The organism is Mojavia sp., from assembly GCF_059505145.1.
In genome coordinates this window covers 19,882-40,959 of the sequence record NZ_JCACKA010000095.1, presented here as the reverse complement: position 1 = coordinate 40,959, position 21,078 = coordinate 19,882, and the positions used below count along the sequence as shown (strand labels likewise).

General features: G+C 42.1%; 15 protein-coding genes. 3 read left to right on the top strand and 12 right to left on the bottom strand.

The window, feature by feature from the left end; translation table 11 throughout:
* Window positions 1-350 precede the first annotated feature (350 nt).
* From AC5JL8_RS27285 to AC5JL8_RS27275, 3 genes are all read right to left on the bottom strand, one after another.
* Window positions 351-758 (bottom strand): hypothetical protein, encoded by a 408-nt coding sequence (locus AC5JL8_RS27285; protein WP_495882813.1) that lies wholly within the window; start codon window positions 756-758, stop codon window positions 351-353.
* A gap of 674 nt (window positions 759-1,432) precedes the next feature.
* Window positions 1,433-4,438 (bottom strand): methyl-accepting chemotaxis protein, encoded by a 3,006-nt coding sequence (locus AC5JL8_RS27280; RefSeq protein WP_495882812.1) that lies wholly within the window; start codon window positions 4,436-4,438, stop codon window positions 1,433-1,435.
* 540 nt (window positions 4,439-4,978) lie between these two features.
* Window positions 4,979-6,745 (bottom strand): bifunctional serine/threonine-protein kinase/formylglycine-generating enzyme family protein, encoded by a 1,767-nt coding sequence (locus AC5JL8_RS27275; protein WP_495882811.1) that lies wholly within the window; start codon window positions 6,743-6,745, stop codon window positions 4,979-4,981.
* 495 nt (window positions 6,746-7,240) lie between these two features.
* Between AC5JL8_RS27275 and AC5JL8_RS27270 the strand changes: the two genes are divergently transcribed.
* Window positions 7,241-7,672 carry a hypothetical protein gene (locus tag AC5JL8_RS27270; RefSeq protein ID WP_495882810.1) on the top strand — a complete coding sequence of 144 codons (432 nt, stop codon included), beginning with the start codon at window positions 7,241-7,243 and terminating at the stop codon, window positions 7,670-7,672.
* A 177-nt stretch (window positions 7,673-7,849) separates the two neighbouring features.
* Here AC5JL8_RS27270 and AC5JL8_RS27265 read toward each other — a convergent pair whose 3' ends face one another.
* From AC5JL8_RS27265 to AC5JL8_RS27255, 3 genes are all read right to left on the bottom strand, one after another.
* Window positions 7,850-8,482, bottom strand: a complete 633-nt coding sequence (locus AC5JL8_RS27265; protein WP_495882817.1) for a CAP domain-containing protein — start codon at window positions 8,480-8,482, stop codon at window positions 7,850-7,852.
* A gap of 264 nt (window positions 8,483-8,746) precedes the next feature.
* Window positions 8,747-9,379 carry a hypothetical protein gene (locus AC5JL8_RS27260; RefSeq protein WP_495882809.1) on the bottom strand — a complete coding sequence of 211 codons (633 nt, stop codon included), beginning with the start codon at window positions 9,377-9,379 and terminating at the stop codon, window positions 8,747-8,749.
* Window positions 9,380-9,615: 236 nt separating this feature from the next.
* Window positions 9,616-9,792 carry a hypothetical protein gene (locus tag AC5JL8_RS27255; protein ID WP_495882808.1) on the bottom strand — a complete coding sequence of 59 codons (177 nt, stop codon included), beginning with the start codon at window positions 9,790-9,792 and terminating at the stop codon, window positions 9,616-9,618.
* A 15-nt stretch (window positions 9,793-9,807) separates the two neighbouring features.
* Between AC5JL8_RS27255 and AC5JL8_RS27250 the strand changes: the two genes are divergently transcribed.
* On the top strand, window positions 9,808-10,173 hold the full coding sequence (locus tag AC5JL8_RS27250; protein WP_495882816.1) for a hypothetical protein: 366 nt from the start codon (window positions 9,808-9,810) through the stop codon (window positions 10,171-10,173).
* On the opposite strand, the gene AC5JL8_RS27245 is transcribed toward AC5JL8_RS27250, so the two are convergent.
* Complete coding sequence (locus AC5JL8_RS27245) at window positions 10,093-13,089, bottom strand: UPF0182 family protein (protein ID WP_495882807.1); 2,997 nt, start codon at window positions 13,087-13,089, stop codon at window positions 10,093-10,095. The two genes, AC5JL8_RS27250 and AC5JL8_RS27245, sit on opposite strands and share 81 nt — an antisense overlap.
* A gap of 274 nt (window positions 13,090-13,363) precedes the next feature.
* On the opposite strand from AC5JL8_RS27245, the gene AC5JL8_RS27240 reads away from it, so the two are divergent.
* Window positions 13,364-13,807, top strand: coding sequence for a Crp/Fnr family transcriptional regulator (locus AC5JL8_RS27240; protein WP_495882806.1), 444 nt, complete (start codon window positions 13,364-13,366; stop codon window positions 13,805-13,807).
* Between the two features lie 98 nt (window positions 13,808-13,905).
* Here AC5JL8_RS27240 and AC5JL8_RS27235 read toward each other — a convergent pair whose 3' ends face one another.
* From AC5JL8_RS27235 to fbp, 5 genes are all read right to left on the bottom strand, one after another.
* Window positions 13,906-15,306, bottom strand: coding sequence for a cobyrinic acid a,c-diamide synthase CobB (locus AC5JL8_RS27235; protein ID WP_495882815.1), 1,401 nt, complete (start codon window positions 15,304-15,306; stop codon window positions 13,906-13,908).
* Between the two features lie 69 nt (window positions 15,307-15,375).
* Entirely contained in the window at window positions 15,376-16,752 is a 1,377-nt protein-coding gene (gene opcA, locus AC5JL8_RS27230) for a glucose-6-phosphate dehydrogenase assembly protein OpcA (RefSeq protein ID WP_495882814.1), read from the bottom strand.
* Between the two features lie 103 nt (window positions 16,753-16,855).
* Window positions 16,856-18,385 carry a glucose-6-phosphate dehydrogenase gene (gene zwf / locus AC5JL8_RS27225; protein WP_495882805.1) on the bottom strand — a complete coding sequence of 510 codons (1,530 nt, stop codon included), beginning with the start codon at window positions 18,383-18,385 and terminating at the stop codon, window positions 16,856-16,858.
* Window positions 18,386-18,574: 189 nt separating this feature from the next.
* Window positions 18,575-19,720, bottom strand: coding sequence for a transaldolase (gene tal, locus AC5JL8_RS27220; RefSeq protein WP_495882804.1), 1,146 nt, complete (start codon window positions 19,718-19,720; stop codon window positions 18,575-18,577).
* A gap of 241 nt (window positions 19,721-19,961) precedes the next feature.
* Window positions 19,962-21,011, bottom strand: coding sequence for a class 1 fructose-bisphosphatase (gene fbp, locus AC5JL8_RS27215; RefSeq protein WP_495882803.1), 1,050 nt, complete (start codon window positions 21,009-21,011; stop codon window positions 19,962-19,964).
* Window positions 21,012-21,078 lie beyond the last annotated feature (67 nt).

The window sequence follows — 21,078 nt, the reverse complement described above, 5'->3', positions numbered from 1 at the left end:
CTTTGCTATTTAAGCATTATAGCCTTTTTTACTTTTTTGTTTTGTTTAAGTCCCGATAACCCTTATCGTTGATACCAAGCCAGCAGCTATGGGTGGAATCGACGTTAGAAGTCACAAGCATCCTCTACACTGCTATCAATATATAGCAATCCGATTTGATTTCTGAATCACTCGTAGAGGTAAGGGACTGGGGATTGGGGACTGGGGACTGGGAAGAAGGAATAAAGGTGTACTGAATTTTGTTCAAAAATCAAATATGAGTCCTATAGCAAGGTGGTTGGCAGCGGCAACGAAACTTTGCCAAACAAATGGGATGATAGCATTTTAGTTTTTGCAATCAAAGTAGCGGATTAATCAGAATTATTATCTTTTCCAAAAATATTTTTAGGGGAAAGTTTGCCTTGATGAGGGGAGTAGTCAGAGCAATTTTTTGCTTCTTCTGTCAGTACAATAGATGGCTGTACTGCACACTTAATATAATTGTTATTTGTATAATACTGACAATTTTTACAAGGAACTTTATGTAAACTTTTGACTGAAAAAGACATTTTATTATTTACAGAAGTTCGGCTCTTTCGCAAAATTATAAAGAAAGCTATCCAACTGAAAATTAAAGTAATCGGAGTTAAAGATATGACAACATCAGGTATAGTTAATGCGTTCGTTTCTGCTTGCTCTTGTTGGACTTCGTTTCGGAGATCCTGATGAGGAACAGTCTCCATTACTAAATCATTTAGCAGTATTGAGTTATCAGACATAATTATTTACCTTTGATTATTATATTTTTAAGCCTTGAGTTTTGACGCTTAGTAATTAGCATTACATATGCTCATAACTAGCATAAGAATAACCAGCGTATTTTGCCTAGCATATTACTAGCAAATTATTCAAATTACTCTAGTAAAAGAATCTAATTGTCATAAACTTTTACTAGATTGTATGGAATTTACATTAATAAGGCTCTAATTATAGGTTTAGCAAAAGAGGAGTCATGGTATATCTGCCGAGAGTTTTGCTTGTTAAATAGAGTTATATATCTAAAGTAGTAAATTAAAATGTAAAGCTAAAAAATAATAATTTTATGATATAATTGTTCGTCATGAAGAATACAATATGACTAATACAATCATCATCATAATCAGTAATTATTTATTCATAATTAAAAACCAATTAGAGAAAGCGATCGCTACAAATAGCTAAGTTTCTCTAGGAGTTTAAAATATCAAGATAAACTTCATTACAAATTACAACTTTTTAAGACAAAGCTTAAAATTTACCTGTTAAAAGAAACAAATAAGCTTGCGTTTAAAAAGAAATAGTTCAGTAATCTAATTAATTATTGTGCGTCAGATCATAGCTCAAAATTCGAGATTTTTACCAAGGACAAATTTAAATTATGTCGTGTCCGGTTAAAGACTGATCGTTTGTAGTACTAATATTTACTCTCCTGTCTATCTTGTGCGATCGCTGTTAACTTAGTTAAAGATTTAGCTACTGCCACAGTTTGTTCTGATGTCTGCTGAGAGCTACTGACAACTTCTAGAATAGATTGACTGGCAGCGGTTGAAATTTCTACTTGGTTTGCAGCCGCTTGCATCAGTTCCCCAATAAGAGCGTTTACTTGGGTACTGATAGCAGTAATTTGATAGAGTTTTTGTTGAGTTTCTTCTACTTCTTGAGTGCCAGCGATCGCCTGTTCCTTGCCATCCTCTATTAACACTGCAACTTCGTTATTTGTTTCTTGAATTTCTGCAACCAAAGATTTGATTTCTACAATTTCGCCATCCAACTGTTTTGCCAAGGAAAGGATTTCTTCTGCGATCGCAGCCAGCTCTTGGCCTGCTTCGCCAGTACGTGCTGCTTCAAAGGCGACTTTCATGGCATGGAGCTTCATCTTTGATGCAACCTGACTGATCGGGACACCTCTTTGCAAAAGCTGTTGAGAAGGCTCGTCTAAATGCTTCACCTTAGCGGCAGCTTCTATAAATGAGTCTTGGACAGTACAAATGCTTTCTATAATGCGATTCATACCCTCCTGTCCGGCTTGGATTCTTTGAAATATCTGCTGCTTTTGGCCTTGCGCTTGTTGGACATCGAAAAGCATTTCTTGAGCAGAATTAGCTAATGCTTGAATTTGATTATAAGCATTTGTTACTGCATCCATTTGTCTAGTTGCCTTTCGAGAGAGAGTTTCAACAACAATTTCGCTATCTCTGAGCAGTTCTGATACTTGAGATTGAAGCATTACTTTTCGCTGATACTGCTCGTGAAAGGCTGATTCTACAGATATATAGGCTTGCTCTACATGATCTAGGAGTCTGGCATGATCGAGAGCAAATCCCACCTGCATGGCTAACTGAGTCATCAAATCAATCTCAGACTGCTGCCACTCCCGCGGTGCAGAACATTGATGGGCAATCAATAAACCAAATAACTGATCGTCTTTAAGGATGGGTGCAACCAAATTGGCTTTGACGGCAAAAGGTTCGAGTTGGCTGAGATGGCAAGCGCTCAAACCAGCTTTGTAAATGTTGTTAGTGGCTTGGACTCGACCTGCCTTGTATTGCTCAACATAGCCTTCGACAAAGCAAGGGTCTTTGATTTTAGCTCGCAATGCTTTGGGAAAGCCGGGTAGTACAGCTTCGGCAATGACTGTGCCATACCAGTCGGCATCAAAGCCATAAACTAGCACTCGGTCTGTACTGAGAGCTTTACGAATTTCATCAACTGTGGTTTTGAGTACATCTTCTTCGTTGAGTGATTCCCGAATTCGCCGGGTAATGTCTACAAGTAACTGGGTTTTTATCCCTTCAGCATCTATACGCTGAAGCAGCCTGGCATGATCGAGAGCAAATCCCACCTGCATGGCTAACTGAGTCATCAAATCAATCTCAGACTGCTGCCACTCCCGCGGTGCAGAACATTGATGGGCAATCAATAAACCAAATAACTGATCGTCTTTAAGGATGGGTGCAACCAAATTGGCTTTGACGGCAAAAGGTTCGAGTTGGCTGAGATGGCAAGCGCTCAAACCAGCTTTGTAAATGTTGTTAGTGGCTTGGACTCGACCTGCCTTGTATTGCTCAACATAGCCTTCGACAAAGCAAGGGTCTTTGATTTTAGCTCGCAATGCTTTGGGAAAGCCGGGTAGTACAGCTTCGGCAATGACTGTGCCATACCAGTCGGCATCAAAGCCATAAACTAGCACTCGGTCTGTACTGAGAGCTTTACGAATTTCATCAACTGTGGTTTTGAGTACATCTTCTTCGTTGAGTGATTCCCGAATTCGCCGGGTAATGTTAATAACTAAATGGGCTTGGTCGGCTCTGATATCTATTTTTTCTACAAGTTTTACATGATCGAGGGCAAACCCTACTTGCGTGCCGATTTGAGCAAACAAATCAATCTCAAACTGTTGCCAATAGCGAGGGGCGGAACATTGATGCCCGATCAGCAAGCCAAATAGCTGATTGTTTTTGAGTATGGGTGCAATTAAATTTGCTTTGACTCCAAATCTCTCTAATAAACCAATATGACAATCTGTGAGGTTGGCTTGATAAATGTCATTAATTGCTCGAATGCGCCCCTGCCGATATTGCTCAACATATTTCTCCTCAAAACAGGGATCTGAGACGGTCGCCCACAATGTCTTAGGCAAACCAGGTGCGGCGGATTCTTCTACAAAAGTTCCACTCCAGTTGGAGTCAAAGCGAAAGATAACTACACGGTCTATTCTGAAAGCTTTGCGAACTTCTTCAACGGTTGTTCTGAGAACATCTTCTTCGGAAAGTGCTTCCTGAATGCGGCGAGTAATGTTAATTAATAACTGGGAGCGTTCGGCTTCAGCTTCTTGTTTTGAGAGTAACTCTGGCAACTGATCTTGTAGCAGGTTGATGTTTGCCTCTAAAGCTGCCAATTCATCTTTGCCAGTAACACCAGCTTGAGCCTCTGTTTCTTCTCGACGATATAGTTTATTGACTAAAACGGTAGAAATCTCAGCAGCAGACAGCACTGAAACAGTGGCACGATTTGTCAAAAAAGCAGCGATCGCTCCTGCTACCAAAGCCATCATTCCAGTTCCCAGCAACACAGATGAGCGGTATTCCTTAAGTGCAACTTCAGCTTCTGTGCGCTCTTTAGCACTTTCTTGCTTGACTTGGGTAATTTTCTGAGTAATGGACTCACTACCAAAGTAGCTGGTTATTCCCACACCTAACACTGGCAGCACAGTCAGAGCGATCGCCCAAAAAGTTGCTTTAGATTTCAAGCTCCATTCTTGCTGTTCTGGTGTAAGAGACTGGTAACTACTTAAAAATCTGCTACGCTTTGCCGTACCCTTATCGACATTACTCGGAGAATTACTGGCTTTGTCTAGGCGGGTTTCAGCTTCAGTGGTGGCGCTATTACTATTGAGCTTATTAGAGGAACGCAGAGTCATAGATAATACCTACTTCGCCTAGATGGAATTAGCACAACTAAGTTGATTGGATCTGCTTTGCAAATCGGTTATGAAGTTTCGGCTGTAGAGAAGCAAAATGCTCATCTTGAGTTGGAAATCGATTATTGTGGAAAAACTCACATAACCTGATTTTTGTCAATGTAAAATTATGCGGAAAAATATTTCAAAATTTAGGTATTAAAAGAACGTTGATATAAATTGTTTCAGGTAATAAAGTGAATCTGCTTAATATTACATTACAAATAATCTTTAGTAATAATTTTTTTACCACAAACTAAATTTATTTTTACTCGTTATAATTCGCTTAAAAGCTTTATAGAAAGCGACGGGAAACTCCATTCTCTTGTGAGTGGACGAGGTTGCTCTCCCCGTCGCTTGGGGCATTGGGCATTGGGTGAAGAGGACAAGGAGCAAGAGTTATTCATAGTTCTTTCCCCTTGTCCCCTTGTCCCCAGTCCCCTTGTCCCCAGTCCCCATTCCCCATGCCTCAAAACTCCACCCACAAGGGGATAGAGTTTTTTATACAGAAACTGCTACCCGGAAACCGAGGACGTTACCCCGGCCAGCTTGAGGATTCCAACTACGGTACGCAGACCGACATAAACTGAGAGAGTTTTTCCAGGAACCGCCTCGAATTACACGCGACTTAGCATCTTCATTAGACAACCAAGCACTACCATCAACAGGTGCGCCTTCATAATTGTCGTGCCAATGATCCGCGCACCATTCCCACACATTGCCGTGCATATCGTATAAGCCAAAAGCATTTGCGGGAAAACTACCTACTAAGCTTGTTTGCCATTGATTCATTCCTTGAGCTTCAGGGCTGTAGGTATTGTTGTAGCTTGCCAAACTAGGGATGAGAGTTTCACCGAAGTGAAAGGGGGTAGTCGTTCTAGCGCGACAAGCATATTCCCATTCGGCTTCGCTAGGCAAACGATATTTTCGCCCTGTTTTCTGACAAAGCCTGGCACAAAACTCTTCTGCATCTTCCCAAGAAACTTGCTCTACTGGACGATTTGTGCCTTTGAAATTAGCTGGCTCTGGATCGAGATCCCGATTAATTGGAGAAAGTATGGCAACTGAGCGCCATTGTGCCTGCGTGACGGGGAACTTACCTATAAAAAAGGGCTTAATTGTTACAGAATGCTGTGGACTCTCAGAATCAAATCGTTCTAGTTCATTGTCTGGAGAACCCATCAAAAATTGTCCCCCAGGAATAGATACCATCGTCAAATTAATGTCATTGCCTAAATCTTCAATAAAGCATTTAGCCGAACCACGACTACGGTTGATGTCATAACTAGGTGTGGAACTATGCCATCTTTTCTCAGAAACAGTAGCTATCTCAAACTCAAATTGTTCTACGGGTAAGATTATTGTTTCCAACTCGAACTGCTCAACATCCAATTGTGATTCTTCTGTCGAGTTAAGGTTAGGCGGTGGCGAGGGTAACAGCGGCAATACTGTAGTTGCAGTGAGTGCTTGCAATGCTTCAACTGCTGATGGATACCGCAAAGTGTGGCGATCGCGTACCATTTTGTCTAGAACATCAGCCAGTTTATCACTCACCTGTACGCAATCTCGCCATCGCTGTTGTCCAGTGCGCGGATCTTCTTGCAGAAGATGAGGCGGAATTCCTGTCAAGGCTTCAATACCCATCATTCCTACAGCGTAGACATCACTGCACAAGCGAGACTTGCCTTTAGCTTGTTCCATTGGTATGTAGCCCGGAGTACCAATCACTACACTGGTACGAATCATCTTATACAAATCAATTGACAAGCTGCCAATTTCTTTAACAGAGCCAAAATCAATTAGGACGAGTTTTCCATCTTGTTTGCGCCGCATCACATTTTCCGGCTTGATATCTCTGTGAATAACATTATTTTGATGGACAAAAACTAGCACCTCCAAAATCTCATGTAATAGCTTTATGACATCACCTTCGTTCAGTTGCTTTCCTGGCACAATTTCTGTTCTCAGGGTGTGCCCTTCTACATAGTCTTGAATAATGTACAGTTCATTGCCGACAGCAAAGTGAGCAAGTAATCGAGGAATTTGGGGATGTTCCCCCAACTTCTCCAATATCACTGCTTCCTGCTCAAAAAGTTCCAGTACTCTTGGATGAGTATGCTTTGGCTTCAACCGCTTGACTACACATAAAGGCTTGCTGGGACGTTTCTGATCCCTAGCCAAATAGGTTTCACCAAAGTTGCCTTCACCTAGCTTTTTGAATATCTTGTAGCGTCTATCTAGTAATTCTCCTATAAAGCCAATACTCATTGGTAAAGCCCAGATGGTAGCGCCCAGTGGTGGGTGAGATGACTAAACTCAAAATAGCACTGAGTTGGGTTAAGCAACATCGCATTGTCACGATCAAACTAACTCATTTTGTTAATATTTTAAATGTCACCCAACTTTCACACACATTTTCAACGCACTATAGTATCATCACACGTAGGAACAGTGAAATAGTTGTTTCAACCTAATTTTTGTTGTTTATTTATGCGTTTCTATTTAGCTCGACTTTATCTTTATTTGTAAAACTATAAATAAAGGCTTAAATTACCTCTAAATCTGAAGTTTAAAAATTGACTAAGATTTTTATTTCCCTAGAGTGATGACAGATAAGTATATCGGTTGTCAAAAGAAATTAATGGAAATCAATCTAAAGATAAAGAAATATTTAAGCTAAATTGAATATGTTAAATAATTTTATAGTATCAGCTATTAAAAAATTTAAACACTAAAATATAAATCATCAGCACTATTATAAATATGAATAATATAGAATTTTTTAGTAAAATACCTTTGATACCTTTAGCATTACTCTGGCTAGCTTATGCTCTTCTAGGATGGTATCTTGCTGCTCATCACATCATTTGGTTAGCGGGAGCTTTTATAACTGTTGTAGCTATAGCTGTAGCCAGAAAGAGTATCACTTGGTTAGAGCGATTGCTTAATGTAGGTTCTCAAACTTTAGTCGTTATTTTATCTTTAAGTATATCAATTGCTGTAATAGCAACGTGGTCACTAATATTCAGTCTATTCCTTATACCAATAGCAACTACAATCTTAGCTGATTTAGAAATGCGTTTTGCAGGCTTTAGGAAATTAGATTCGTTTTTGATTTTAACAATATTAGCGATATTCGGCTTGGTAGTAGGCGAAATGATAGATATTTTGCTTTTACCCAGTAGCAGGTTCTAACAAAGTTAAAATTCTAACTAAATTTACGTTTATTGTGAATTAAGTAAGTAGGGCTAGCATTGCCCACCAAAATCTGGATATGGTGGGCAATACCCACCCTACAATTACTATTTGTATTAACCTTAAAGTGAAACGGTATTACTCGTTTGCAACCTGCTATAACCTGTCACTTATCTTTTAACCACGCAAAAACAACTGCGTAATATAATAGGAATTTCCCTGTCGCCAAACTCCGACACCCGTTTCTGTAAAAACTGAACGGAGAATATTTGCTCGATGTCCGGGGCTTTTTAACCAACCTTCAACCGCCGCAGACACAGGCTGAGGAATATTTTTACTTCTAAACAAATTCTCTCCCACCATCCAATAGGGAATGTTACCTGCATTAACCCTGTCTTGTAGGGTACTACCATCAATTCCGGTGTGGCTAAAAAAGTTTTTTTCAGCCATTTGCTGACTATATTTTCGGGCAACCTGAGCTAGTTTTTCATTGTTTTGTAACGGTTGAAGTCCGTTTTTTTGGCGCACTTGGTTTATTTGTTGCCGAATTGCTACCTCAATTTGGGCGGTTTGGGCAGTTTGGGTAGGAAATGGTGGTTGTGGCGGCTGGTTTAATAGTATTTCAATATCAGGTAAAGGCGGCAAATACTCTATCACTTGCTCACATCCAGTTAAGCACACTGCGATCGCCCCTAGCGCAGCGCTCCGCGCGATGGCTGCCCAATTACGCCAAATTATTTGGCGTAATTGGGGTTGCTGTTGGTGCTTATGCTTCCGATTCATCCAGTGAAACAGCCCTTGCCATTTCATCATCTCACCTCAGTAGAATTGCTCAAATCAATACTTTTTGCTGCTTGATCCCCATTATGAACAATAAATCTTACAAGAAAATGACAATGCCAGTCTCAACAGACAACCTTTGTGCTTAAACCCTATTTATGTTGCAATACGGTTCAGTTAAGCATTTTTTTCTCTTTGTGCTCTTTGCGCCCTTTGCGGTTCGATAAAAAAATTGAGTTCAACAAACAGTTATAGTCTTAACTGAACTGTATTGATTTATGTTGTGGGCAGTGTCTATAAACTTGTATCAAGAGCCGTTTTGAGTTGCAGCTTAATATTTGTTCCTTTTTTAAGAACTACTTCACCACCAGGGCTAGACAAAACATAAGCAGTCGCAGCTGCTGCACCAGCTAAAGCACCATGCTTGGTATTAGTTTTCTTGCCGATAAAATGACCGGCAACTGCTCCACCTAAAATAATGCCAGCATTTTTAATAAACTTTCCTTTAGTTTTTGTTTCTAGCTGAGTGTTTACTAAAGCAGCATCAATAGGATAAGTTGCACCATTTTTAAATACAATTTCATCAAAAACGAGATGCATACTAGCTTTTTTTCCTTTAGCTGCTTTAACTACATTTTCCAGATGTCCTTGAATCTCAGCATTTCTTAGTTCAGGATTTTTCTCTTTAAAAAAGGAGGTTTTAATCCGTAAAGTAAAAGCCTCGTTATTCCGATTTTTACCAGTAGATATTTCTTGCTGGAGAATAGTGTCAAAGCTCGTTCCTGCTGGTATAGCAAATTGGAAATTTTGAGTATTGCTGGATTGAGTTGGAATATTAATGTTGTTTGTTTGCTCGTTAGGCTTACTACAAGCAACAGTGTTACTGAGCAAAGCAACACTCAGCAGTAATGGCATGAAGTTTTTCATTGTTTATGGTTTTGCAAATTTAGTCATTATAGAACTTGGCATATTACTGCAAGAGAAATTGAGCGACCTGTAGCGATCGCTTTCTCTAACCCACTTTTAATTACGAATTACAAATTAATAATTATTAAATATCTTACTGTGTACTTCAGTGTAAAGCTAATAGCGCCAGTCTACTCAAGTGGACTAAAATCATTCACTCAGTCCGCATTCGTTTTGGCGCTTGTTTGCGTTTGTTATTAAGGGGGTAAAACGTCTGCTTCCAAAGCTTTTTGGAGAGCATCATATACAAAATCGCCTACACTTATCTGATTTTGAATGCAATATTGCTTCACTTCCGCAATAATTTTAATTTTTTCTTCGCCATATATTTTGATATTGAACTGCGCTGAGGGTATTTTTCCTAATTTCGGCATAATTGGCTACTTGGTATAAAGGGCCACTATGTTAGCATATATGCCACATTATGCATAAGTAATATTACGGAAGCTTTTATTATTGTATCGGTCTGCAATTCAATTGCATCGGGAAACAATGCGATTGTATCGAGAAACAATTCAATTGCATCGGGAAACAATGCGATTGTATCGGGAAACAATTCAATTGCATCGGGAAACAATTCAATTGCATCGGAAAACAATGCGATTGTATCGGGAAACAATTCAATTGCATCGGGAAACAATGCGATTGCATCGGCTTGCAAAAGATATCGATTATTAACTAGGCGGACTTGCTTCTTCAACAGGACGGATAATAGCAGGGGCTGGTGTGACTTGTGGTTGAAAGATTGCTTGTAGTGCTTGTTCTAAGGTTTGTGCCATTACAATTCGGTTTTCATAAGCTACAACTACCCGAACTAGAGTTGGTAAACTATTTTGCGTAGCTTCTAGATAGATTGGCTCGACGTACAGCAAGGATTGTTCGATGGGTACTACTAAAAGATTACCTTGAACGGCTTTTGAGCCTTGGCGGTTCCACAGAGAAATTTGCTGAGAAATTACAGGGTCTTGGTTAATTCGCGCTTCAATTTGCTCTGGGCCGTAAACTAAGCGTTCTTTAGGAAAGACATATAGTAGTAACCTGCCGTAGTTCTTACCATCTGAGCGCGCTGCTAGCCAAGCAATTAAATTAGTCCGTTGTCTGGGAGTATAAGGTAGAAACAGAATAAATTCTTCAAAAGGTACGATGGGTAAGCTAGTAATCAAATAGTACGGCTCTACCGGACGGGCTTCACTGCCATAGATTTCGTTGGGGATCTGCCACTGGTCTTCCCGGTTGTAAAACACCTGAGTATCGGTCATGTGATAAATCATCAACCGCTGAGATTGAATTTTGAAAAAATCAACTGGATAGCGCAGATGACTGCTGAGGGTCACAGGCATGGCGCTAAGGGGTTTAAAAACTTTGGGGAAGATGCGCTGCCAAGTGGCAATGATCGGGTCGTTGGGATCGGCAATGTAAAAGTTAACAGTACCGTTGTAGGCATCAACTACAACTTTGACGGAGTTACGGATATAGTTGATGCCGTCGCTACCTGTGTCTGAGTAGGGATAATGGTCGCTTGTTGTGTAAGCATCAACTATCCAGTAAAGGTAATTTTGATTCGGCGATAAGCCTTGATTGGGATTGTCAAGATTGGCATCAGCGACAACTAAATAGGGATCGCTGTCATATCGTAAAAATGGTGCGATCGCCTGAATTCTTTGCTTAACATTACGCCGCAACAAAACTTTTGTCTCAGGTAAAAAGTCCCGCGTCAGTGCCATTTGCCAGTCTCTCAAATACAGCGAAAATAGCCATCTCCGCCAGGTTGTACCGATGCTAATCCCACCTCGCCCATCGTAGCTATTGTAAACATTGTCACTACCACTGGGATAGTCTAGTTCTCTGACTCTCGTGTCGGTCATTACATACGTATTCGCAATCTCACCGTAATAAATCCGTGGTTGTCCAATAGGTATGCTGGCGCGAATGGCTTCATTGGCAACGCTGAGAGCGCTGCTGTCACCGCTGATATCTTTGACAAAATACTCTGGTAGCCCACCTGGCCCAACTGTATTCACGGGACTAACAGTAAAACCATAACCGTGGGTATAAATTAAATGGCGGTTAACCCAGGTTTGAGCTTGTTGGGGTACGGCACTGTAATCTAATTCGCGGGCAGCAATCAGTACTTGCCGTCGTTCTGTATTAGCTGATTCCTGCCCTGACGCTGGTGGCTGTTCAGGTGCAGTAGGTCTGCGAGTGGTTATATCTGTTTGTAAGGTGTAGCGATCAATGTCAGCATCAGGAAATTTATAGTAGGGTCGAATTTGCTGCAATTGACGATTAGTTTCTAATAGAGGTCGCTGATCCCAAAGGCGAATATTGCGAATTGTTAGATCATTAGCTTTAAGATCAGCTTCTGTTAATTGTCCCTGTGGGTTAAAAGTTTGCACGTCAATTGCTTCTAAATCAAATGCTTGCCGAGTCAAAGCAATAGTACGCTGAATGTAAGGTTGCTCTCGCTGCAATTCATTAGGCTGAACAATTAAATATTGCACAGCAGTCGGCAGAACAAAACCACCTACTACCGTCAGCACTAGATAAATCCCTAATCCATAAAATATCAATCGGTGATACTGAGATTTAGGTTTCCAAAAAATCGTTTGCCAAAATAAGTAGAATGCGATCGCCACTGCCAAGGCGCACAAAACGTTGTAAGCTGGCAACTGCGCCATCACATCGGTATAACTAGCACCATAACTTACCCCACGGTTAGAATACACGAGTTCATAGCGACTCAGCCAGTAAGTCACACCAACTACCAACATTAATGCGCCACCCAAGCCATATAAGTGACGCTGCTGTAGTGGCGAAAACCCAGGAAAATTTCCTTGACTGAGACTGTCTGCCGATAAAAGATAGGTGAGAATAACAGCAATGAAGCCGTACAAAAATAATCCCATCAGCCAGAGGTTCAGCAATTCCCAAACTGGTAAAAAAAATATATAAAAGCTGATATCTTGACCAAATAAGGGATCGGTGGAGTTGAAGAAGGTGGGACGAAAATATTGCAGTACCTTTGTCCAATGTTGAGACGCTACCAACCCGAATAGGACACTGAATACAACTGCGATCGCCGCTAGCAAAAATTGTGGATAAATTAACACAGCGATCGCTATTCCCAAAACTAAGCCGAGATACCAGACTTGGGAAGTTAATTGTTTTCCAAGCTGCCAAATTGTCTCTGGTTGGAATAAAGCAGTAAAGGGTAGACTAACTTTGTTCAATGCCGGAAACCAGTACGACAAGGTAAGCTCACCGTAGTAAGTCAGCATAAACCCGACTAACAAACTCAATCCCAAAGCTAGAGGTAGCAGCCAGCGAAATTTTAATCTTTGCTTGCTTCGGGTATGAAAACTTCGAGTTTCATCGCGGTTGAAAGATTGATAGCTGAGAAAGTTGGTTTGCTCATCTCTAACTTGCTCACTTATTAAAGGCTGACGATGCTTGAGCCGTTGAGCCAGAGCGAGGTTACTTAATAAATAGACGGCAGTTATACCAGCCACAACTACGCATAAACCACCTTTAGCAATCAACCTAAGTAAAAATGCTCGGAGATAGCTAACTTCCTGAAACCAGAAAATTTCTGCTATTAGGCGGCAACCTAAATAAAATAGGAGCCACAGCCCAAGGAATAATATAAATCTAAAGCACCATTTCCAGAACATTGCTTGGCAGCCAACTTATATGCAGAATCAACGTTAAAATACAAAATTTTAGTGTTGTAATATTTTGATACAAAAGCAGGATGAAGAACAGGAATCGCTTTCATGGGCGAATTAACACTACCTAATTCTTTGAATCTAGGATATTGTTAGCGACTAGGATTAAACATTGTTTAATCCTGCTGATCCATCTATTACTAATGTTAGTGTTGACTTCCCCACACTTACTCAACTATATATTTATCGTGATTTATCGTGTAAATTTTAACTCGCAATCATGCTAACCAGCGTTGACCGTTTATTATTTGTCCGGCGAGTCCCCATTTTTAAAGAATTACGGGATGATTTTATCGTGAGGCTGGCTTCAGTGATGAGCGAGCTGACATTTCCATCAAATTACACCATCTTTAGACAAGGAGAAGAGGGGCGATCGCTTTATATTGTTGTATCAGGTCGAGTTAAAGTTCACATTGGAGATAAACAACTAGCAGAGGTAGACAAAGGAAAATACTTTGGTGAAATGGCAGTTTTTGATACACAACCCCGTTCTGCCTCCGCAACGACTTTGGAACCTTGCGATTGTTTGGAACTGACACAAGAACAACTTTATGATGCCATTGAAGAAACTCCCGAAATTGCAGTAAACATAATTCGTGAGCTATCTCGTCTGATCCGCAGATTGAATGACAATATGAATGCAACTACATCTAATCGTCAATAATCAATATTTGAGTTTTTCTTTATTGAAATAGCAGTATAAATAGTTAAAACAATAAAATAACTAGTAAAAATTTTTACTTAAATAGAATTAACGAATAATTATGAATGTAATTTAAACTCAAAACATTCCTTAACAAATCGTTGCGGAATCTCTATACTTGCTCCCCAATGCAAATGAATATAAGAGGCGTGAATATTTCCAGGTATAGCCCATCCCTCATATCCCATGTTTTCCTCACAATCGTAACGATAAGTTTCAAACAAGGGCTGATTAGGACTTGCTGCTAAATGGGAACGATGAAACTCATGCCCGTAAACGTTTTTACCTGTATCTACTAACAAACTATTTTGCAAAGCTACTGCCCGACGATACCCTAAAGTTAAGCGTCCTCCCATCTGGGCAGATGTGGGTAATACTCCCACCATCGGCCAAGATTTACCTTCAAAATCGACAATTTGCTCACACAAATACATCAATCCCCCACATTCGGCAATTGTAGGCATTCCTGCCATAATTGCCGTCTTGACTGCATGACGGATGCTGATATTGTCTGCAAGTTGCTGGGCAAAAACTTCAGGAAAACCACCGCCAAAATACATTCCCTGCACACCATAAGGTACAGCATCTTCTAATGGACTCCAGAAAACGAGTTCTGCACCCAACTGTTGCAGCAAGTCAAGATTATCTTGGTAGTAGAAATTAAAAGCGCGATCGCGGGCGACTGCAATTTTAATCGAGGAGGCGGGTTGAGGGGGAGGAGGAAGGAAGGGGTGAGGTGCTGATTTTAATAGTGGTAGTAGTTGTTCCCAATTGAAGCAAGCATCACCTAAATCAGCGAGGCGATCAATCACAGCATTTAGTTGGGGAAGTTCGGCTGTTGGGACTAAACCAAGATGGCGATCGGGAATTGTAATATTATCCTGTCGTCGCAGCACGCCGAGAACAGGTAAATTTAGTGGTTCTAGAGAATCTTTAAGTAAAGAGAGATGGCGATCGCTGCCGACGCGGTTAAGTACCACCCCAGCGATTTTAATTCTAGGATCAAAAGAGCAATAACCATGAGCGATCGCTGCCACAGAGCCAGACAAACGACTGCAATCAATCACCAACACCACAGGCAAATCTAACAGCCGTGAAATATGCGCCGTACTAGCAAAGTCCGTTGAGCATTGAGAATATTCTTTCCCAGTCCCCAATCCCCAGTCCCCAATCCCCTTCACCCCATCAAACAACCCCATCACCCCTTCCACTAGAGCATATTCACTCTCTTGGGTATGACGAGCAAAACATTGCTGAATATAAACTTCAGAAGTCAGTACTGGATCTAAATTCCGACAAGCACGACCAGTAACGTGCTGATGAAACATCGGATCAATATAGTCCGGGCCAACTTTAAAAGATTGCACCGCCATACCACGACGGCATAACGATGCTAAAAGGGTGAGCGTAACTGTTGTCTTGCCCACCCCACTACGTTCTCCTGCAATCACTAAGGCCATAGCCTGTTGATAATTGGTAATTAGGTATTGAGCATGGTAATTATCCCATGCCCGATACGCCATAACCCATTAGTTATTATTCAATTTGAGAACCTTTGCTATAACGCTGAGACTTTCTTCAAAAAGCGACTCGCGGCCCCAGCGTTGTACCTGCTGACTCAGCAACGCTTCTGCCTTTTGTTCTGAAAGTGAACTTACCTGTTGAAACAAACCTGCGGCTTGGGCACCACCGTGTGTTTCCATTCGCATACAACCGCCAGTTTCCGAGCAGATGACTGTACCACAATCTGCCTTGGGATTAGTCGAACTCAGACGCAGCGCAATCAAGTCACCATCAATCTCACCCACATCTGCAACCGGGATTCCTGCTAACTCAGCTTCCACTTGCCGTTGGTCTTGGGCTAGGAAATGAATTCGAGTGATCTCATAATCACCGCTTTCTTTTTGATAGGAAACCGGCAGCCATTCCAACCGACTTGCTAACCAACCTAGAAACAACAACGCTTGGGTAGGGTTGCCTTTTTCGTAATCAATCGTCACACGGTCAATTTCTTTTAGGGCCGCACGACGCAGGGGTGGGTCGTAGGCTTCAGCTGTCAATTCTTGCCATGCTGACAGGCGACGCCAGTTCAAGTCAGCTAGGGGTATACTACTTTCTACCAACTCTTGCAGACTAAGTAGATCACTTTCTGGCTCGTTAAAGTTGCAAGAATCTACAATTACGTTATTGCAGACTGCTGCCAGTCGTTTGAATAAAGGATTTTGGGGATCTGGTGTTGCCTTCCACCAAAGAAACTTCGGCAAGCCGCCAATTAACAATGCTGGAATCATGCCGCCTACACGTTCCAAGGCAGCAGCAGTTCCAGTAAGAGTTATGTATTCGCAGCAAATAAGTGTACTAGAAGATTGCTTTTGGATGGGGCAATAAGCAGAAACTTGAGCCTTGACTCCTTCGTCTTCCCCGGCAATTGGCAACAGGGCAATGATGCGACAGGGGTTGCGGAGGGCGATTTCATCAGCGATCGTGGGGCTGGTAGCATTTAAGCTATGAGAAACACCACTAGCAGCATTTTCCTTTACAGATCCATTCCCCTGACCTTTGGCAAATTCTTCCCGCAATCTGGCTAGGGTTTCTGATGTTGGGGTTCCAGTCTCTGCCAGACCATATTTTTTTTGCGCTTCCCGCAGTGCTGTTGCCATTTGTGGCCCTAAAATTCCATCAATCGGGCCATTGTAAAATCCCAAAGCGGCTAACAAATACTGGGTTTCTTCGGGTTCGTAAACCACTAAAGTAAATGTTGTAGCCCTAGTAGCAGCGGGAAGCGCACCATCTTCGCCGGTTATGCCGTAGCTTTGCCAAATTTGATTAAGTTCCGCTTCTATTTCTGTAAGCGAAATATCCTTTGGTGCTTGAAGCGAAAAAATCGTAGGAGCTTGGGAAGTCATAGTCATTGAAGTATGAAGTGTGAAGTATGAAGTATGAAATCTAAATTTATGAAAGGATAAAAGCTGAAAAATTTTATCCTTCATCCTTTATCCTTCAACCTTCTTACAGTCTGCGCCAGCGACGGCCATCTTGATTAATCAAGAATTCTGCTTCTGCTGGTTCCCAAGTACCTGCTTCGTACTGGGGAATGGTATTTGGGTCTGTAGGTGCATCCCAAACAGAAAGGGCTGGCGTTACTACCTGCCAAGCTGCTTCCACTTCGTCCGCCCGTGTGAACAATGTCTGATCGCCCATCATACAGTCGAGAAACAGGCGGTCATAGGCATCGGAGGTTGCTTCGATCCCAAAAGAACCATAACTAAAGTCCATATCAACGGAACGGGTGCGGAATTCTGCCCCAGGCATTTTGACATCAAAACGCAAGGAAATTCCTTCATTCGGCTGAATCCGCATTGCCAAAATATTGGCGTTTGTTTGTTGCGCGGCGGATTGAAACATCCGAGAAGGCACTTCACGGAAGTGTATAGAAATTTCGCTCACTTTTTTCGGCATCCGTTTGCCAGTACGCAAGTAGAAGGGAACACCTTTCCAGCGCCAGTTGTCCACCAAAAACTTCATCGCTACATAGGTGGGTGTTGAGGAGTTAGGCTTAACGCCAGGTTCTTCCCGATACCCTGGCACTGGTTGACCCTTCATCCAGCCAGCAGTATACTGACCTCGCACTGCTGAACGTGACAGATTATGCACATCAGCTAAACGGGTTGCTTGGAGTGCCTTCACTTTTTCTGTGCGAATGCTGTCGGCGTCCATTGAGTTGGGAGCTTCCATTGCCGTCAAGCAGTAAAGTTGCATCAAGTGATTTTGCAACATATCCCGCAGTGCGCCGGCGCTTTCATAGTAACCTGCCCGGTCTTCTACTCCCACAGTTTCTGCCACGGTAATTTGCACGTGGTCAACAAACTGACGATTCCACAACGGTTCAAAAATTGCATTGGCAAAGCGAAACACGAGCAAATTTTGAACTGTTTCTTTACCCAAGTAATGGTCAATGCGATATACTTGGTTTTCTTTACAATATCTCTGCACAACTTGGTTAAGACTTTGGGCAGAAGCCAAGTCCCGACCAAAGGGTTTCTCAATGACCAAACGATGTTTGTAGGGATCTTCTAGCATCCCCGCGCTTCCTAGCTGCCTGATTGCTTCAGGAAAGAATGTTGGGGCAACGGAGAGGTAGAACATTCGGTTCCCCCGCGTACCCCGTTTTTCGTCTAATTCAGTCAATAAGCTTTTCAGTTTTTGGTAGCTATCGGGGTTGTCTATGTCTCCAGGGCAGTAGAACAGACCTTGAGAGAAGTCTTGCCAGAGTTCCCCCAAATCGACATTGGCATGAGCCTCTTCCATGCCCTTCTGCATCTGTTCACGGAAGTAGTCGTGGCTCCACTCTCGACGTGCCACGCCGACAATGGTGGTTTCTGGTGGAATACGCCGTTCCCGCCGCAATTTATAAAGTGCTGGCACTAGTTTGCGCCAGGTAAGGTCACCAGAGGCACCAAAGATGACTATAATCTGGGGTTCGGGCATCCCTTGCTGTTGCAGACCAACGCGCAGAGGATTTTCTAGCAGACTGACCATAACAATTTGGGATCTTAGATTTGGGAATTTGGATTGAAGATGAGGGGTTGGGGATTGGGTATTGGGGATTAGAGATTGGGGATTGGAGATTGGGGATTGGGTATTAAGGAAGTTTTTCTCCCCTGCTCCCTGCTCCCTGCTCCCCCTGCTTTTCCCAGCCCCTAATCCCCAGACCCCAGTTCCCAGCCCCTATACAGGTGACAATAGCTTTACTTTGTCTTCTAAAGAGTTCATTAAGGACTGGAAGGGCTGGACAAACTTGTCAATACCTTCAACTAGTAGTTCGTCCATCACGGTATCGATATTGATGTTGATGTCAGGATCTTTCAGGCTTTCTATCAGGTTGTAAGCTTCTTGTACGTTTGTTTCCACACGATTGGCTACATCACAATGATCAGCGCAAGCGGTGATTGTGGCAGGAGGTAGGGTGTTTACAGTGTCTGGGCCAACCAACTCATCGACATACATCACGTCGCTGTAGCTGGGGTCTTTGGTGCTGGTACTTGCCCAAAGTAAGCGCTGTACTTTAGCTCCTTTTGCGGCTAAGGCTTGCCAGCGATCGCTTTGAATAATGTTTTTATATTCTTGGTAAGCAATCTTGGCATTGGCGATCGCAATTTTACCTTTGATAGCTTTCAATTTTGCTTCTTGGGTAATATCATCAACGCCTTTCTTCAACTTAGCATCGATTTTGGCATCAATGTTGCTATCAATCCGGCTGAGGAAGAAGCTAGCTACTGAAGCAATTGTGCTGATGTCTTTACCTTCTGCCGACCGTTTTTCTAAGCCCCGAATATAAGCCCAAGCTGTGTTGATGTAGCTGTTTACAGAAAACAACAGGGTGATGTTGACATTCATGCCTTCAGCTATTACCTGTTCAACTGCTGGTAAACCAGCCTCTGTACCAGGAATTTTAATCATCAAGTTTTCCCGCCCAATTTCTTGGAAATAGCGGTGGGCTTCGTTGATTGTTGCTTGAGTATCATGGGCAATGGTTGGTGGTACTTCGATACTCACATAACCATCTAGCCTATTCGAGGCTTCATATACAGGGCGCAAAATATCACAAGCATTGCGGATATCTGCAAAAACTAGCGATTCGTAAATTTTGGATGTTGGTAAGCCAGCACGAACTCCGGCTTCTATATCGGCATCATAGATCGCATTGTTAGCGATCGCTTTTTCAAAAATGGCTGGGTTGGAGGTAATCCCACAAATCCCTTGATTTTCAACCAAATTTTTGAGTTCGCCTGATTGGATAATGTCACGGGTCAAATTATCCATCCAGATACTTTGACCGTATTGTTTTATTTCTAATAAATGATTGGTAGCCATAGCTTTAGTTTGTTTCACTCCTGTTCAGGATGTTTTTAAGTGAAGTTGGCAAAACCCATCAAATGTTGATGGTGACTTTTGAATTGTGGCGTTGCCAATCACTTATCGCATCGGTCAGCTGAGGTAATCTTTACATCACATTCCAAAAGCGCTATTCTGCATCCCCAATCGCCAATTGCCATAATTATCTTTTAATTAGTGGCTTATCCTAGCACTATCTTTGTTACTTTTGTTACTTCAGCTAGTGACCGTTTTGAATAAAAGACTCCACCTTTGCTACATCCTCTTTGCTACCAATAATTAGAGGCGTGCGTTGATGCAGTTTTTTTGGCACTACATCCAAGATATTTACAAGCCCTGTGGTGGCGCGACCCCCTGCTTGCTCAATCAAAAAGGCTAGAGGAGCAGATTCATAAAGCAGCCGCAATTTCCCTTCTGGTTTTTGAACTGTACCTGGGTAGAGAAACACACCGCCTTGAACTAAAATTCTATGGATGTCGCTAACCATTGCCCCACTGTAACGAGCGGTATACCCTTCTGTGCGATGGACGTAGCGGATATATTCCCGAATTGATTCTTCCCACTGCCAAAAATTCCCCTCGTTAACGCTATAAACGGAACCGTGGTTAGGAATTTGGATGTTTTCTTCTGTGAGAATAAACTCACCTAAGCTGGGATCAAGGGTAAATGAGTGAACGCCCTTACCTATAGTATAGACCAGCATCGTGCTGGGGCCATAAAGTATGTATCCAGTGGCAAGTTGTTTACGTCCATTGGTGAGCAGGTCAACTGCTTTACCATCGCTATCATCTCCTTCCTGCTGTCGAATAGCAAAAATCGAACCTAAACTGAGATTGGTATCGGTATTAGATGAGCCATCAATGGGATCATAAAGCAAGGTATAGCGACCAATAGGGCAGTTTTCAGGTATGTAATAAGGGTCGTCCATTTCCTCGGAAGCGAGGCGACAAACTAAGCCGCTTTGCTTAAAAACCGAGATAAAGACATCATTGGCATAAACATCCATCTTTTTGACGGATTCTCCCTGCACATTGACTTCGCCAGTAAATCCCAGCACACCTTCCATTAAGCCAGCACGACTGAGGCGACGAGCAATTAATTTGCCGGCCAGACCGATCCGATTCATCAGCGCGCTCAAATCCTGAGCATCTGGTGAAAAACTCTGAAGTTGCTGTAAAACATGGCGCGATAAGGTTGTACAATCACGATCTAAAGCTTTATCTGTAGCGTAGTCAAGAGACAAATCTAAAGATTCTGGCGCTTGAGCCATGGTTTTGTTCTCCCTAGGGACTGTTTGTTAGTTCGGTTGACGTCGATTATGTCAATTTATTGGCGCT

Bases quoted from the DNA above. Each gene is read 5' to 3' on its own strand.
- zwf (WP_495882805.1), bottom strand. From the start codon at position 18,385: ATGGTCAGTCTGCTAGAAAATCCTCTGCGCGTTGGTCTGCAACAGCAA.
- AC5JL8_RS27245 (WP_495882807.1), bottom strand. From the start codon at position 13,089: ATGTTCTGGAAATGGTGCTTTAGATTTATATTATTCCTTGGGCTGTGG.
- AC5JL8_RS27265 (WP_495882817.1), bottom strand. From the start codon at position 8,482: ATGAAATGGCAAGGGCTGTTTCACTGGATGAATCGGAAGCATAAGCAC.
- AC5JL8_RS27260 (WP_495882809.1), bottom strand. From the start codon at position 9,379: ATGAAAAACTTCATGCCATTACTGCTGAGTGTTGCTTTGCTCAGTAAC.
- AC5JL8_RS27280 (WP_495882812.1), bottom strand. From the start codon at position 4,438: ATGACTCTGCGTTCCTCTAATAAGCTCAATAGTAATAGCGCCACCACT.
- AC5JL8_RS27285 (WP_495882813.1), bottom strand. From the start codon at position 758: ATGTCTGATAACTCAATACTGCTAAATGATTTAGTAATGGAGACTGTT.
- fbp (WP_495882803.1), bottom strand. From the start codon at position 21,011: ATGGCTCAAGCGCCAGAATCTTTAGATTTGTCTCTTGACTACGCTACA.
- AC5JL8_RS27270 (WP_495882810.1), top strand. From the start codon at position 7,241: ATGAATAATATAGAATTTTTTAGTAAAATACCTTTGATACCTTTAGCA.
- AC5JL8_RS27235 (WP_495882815.1), bottom strand. From the start codon at position 15,306: ATGGCCTTAGTGATTGCAGGAGAACGTAGTGGGGTGGGCAAGACAACA.
- AC5JL8_RS27240 (WP_495882806.1), top strand. From the start codon at position 13,364: ATGCTAACCAGCGTTGACCGTTTATTATTTGTCCGGCGAGTCCCCATT.
- AC5JL8_RS27255 (WP_495882808.1), bottom strand. From the start codon at position 9,792: ATGCCGAAATTAGGAAAAATACCCTCAGCGCAGTTCAATATCAAAATA.
- opcA (WP_495882814.1), bottom strand. From the start codon at position 16,752: ATGACTTCCCAAGCTCCTACGATTTTTTCGCTTCAAGCACCAAAGGAT.
- AC5JL8_RS27275 (WP_495882811.1), bottom strand. From the start codon at position 6,745: ATGAGTATTGGCTTTATAGGAGAATTACTAGATAGACGCTACAAGATA.
- tal (WP_495882804.1), bottom strand. From the start codon at position 19,720: ATGGCTACCAATCATTTATTAGAAATAAAACAATACGGTCAAAGTATC.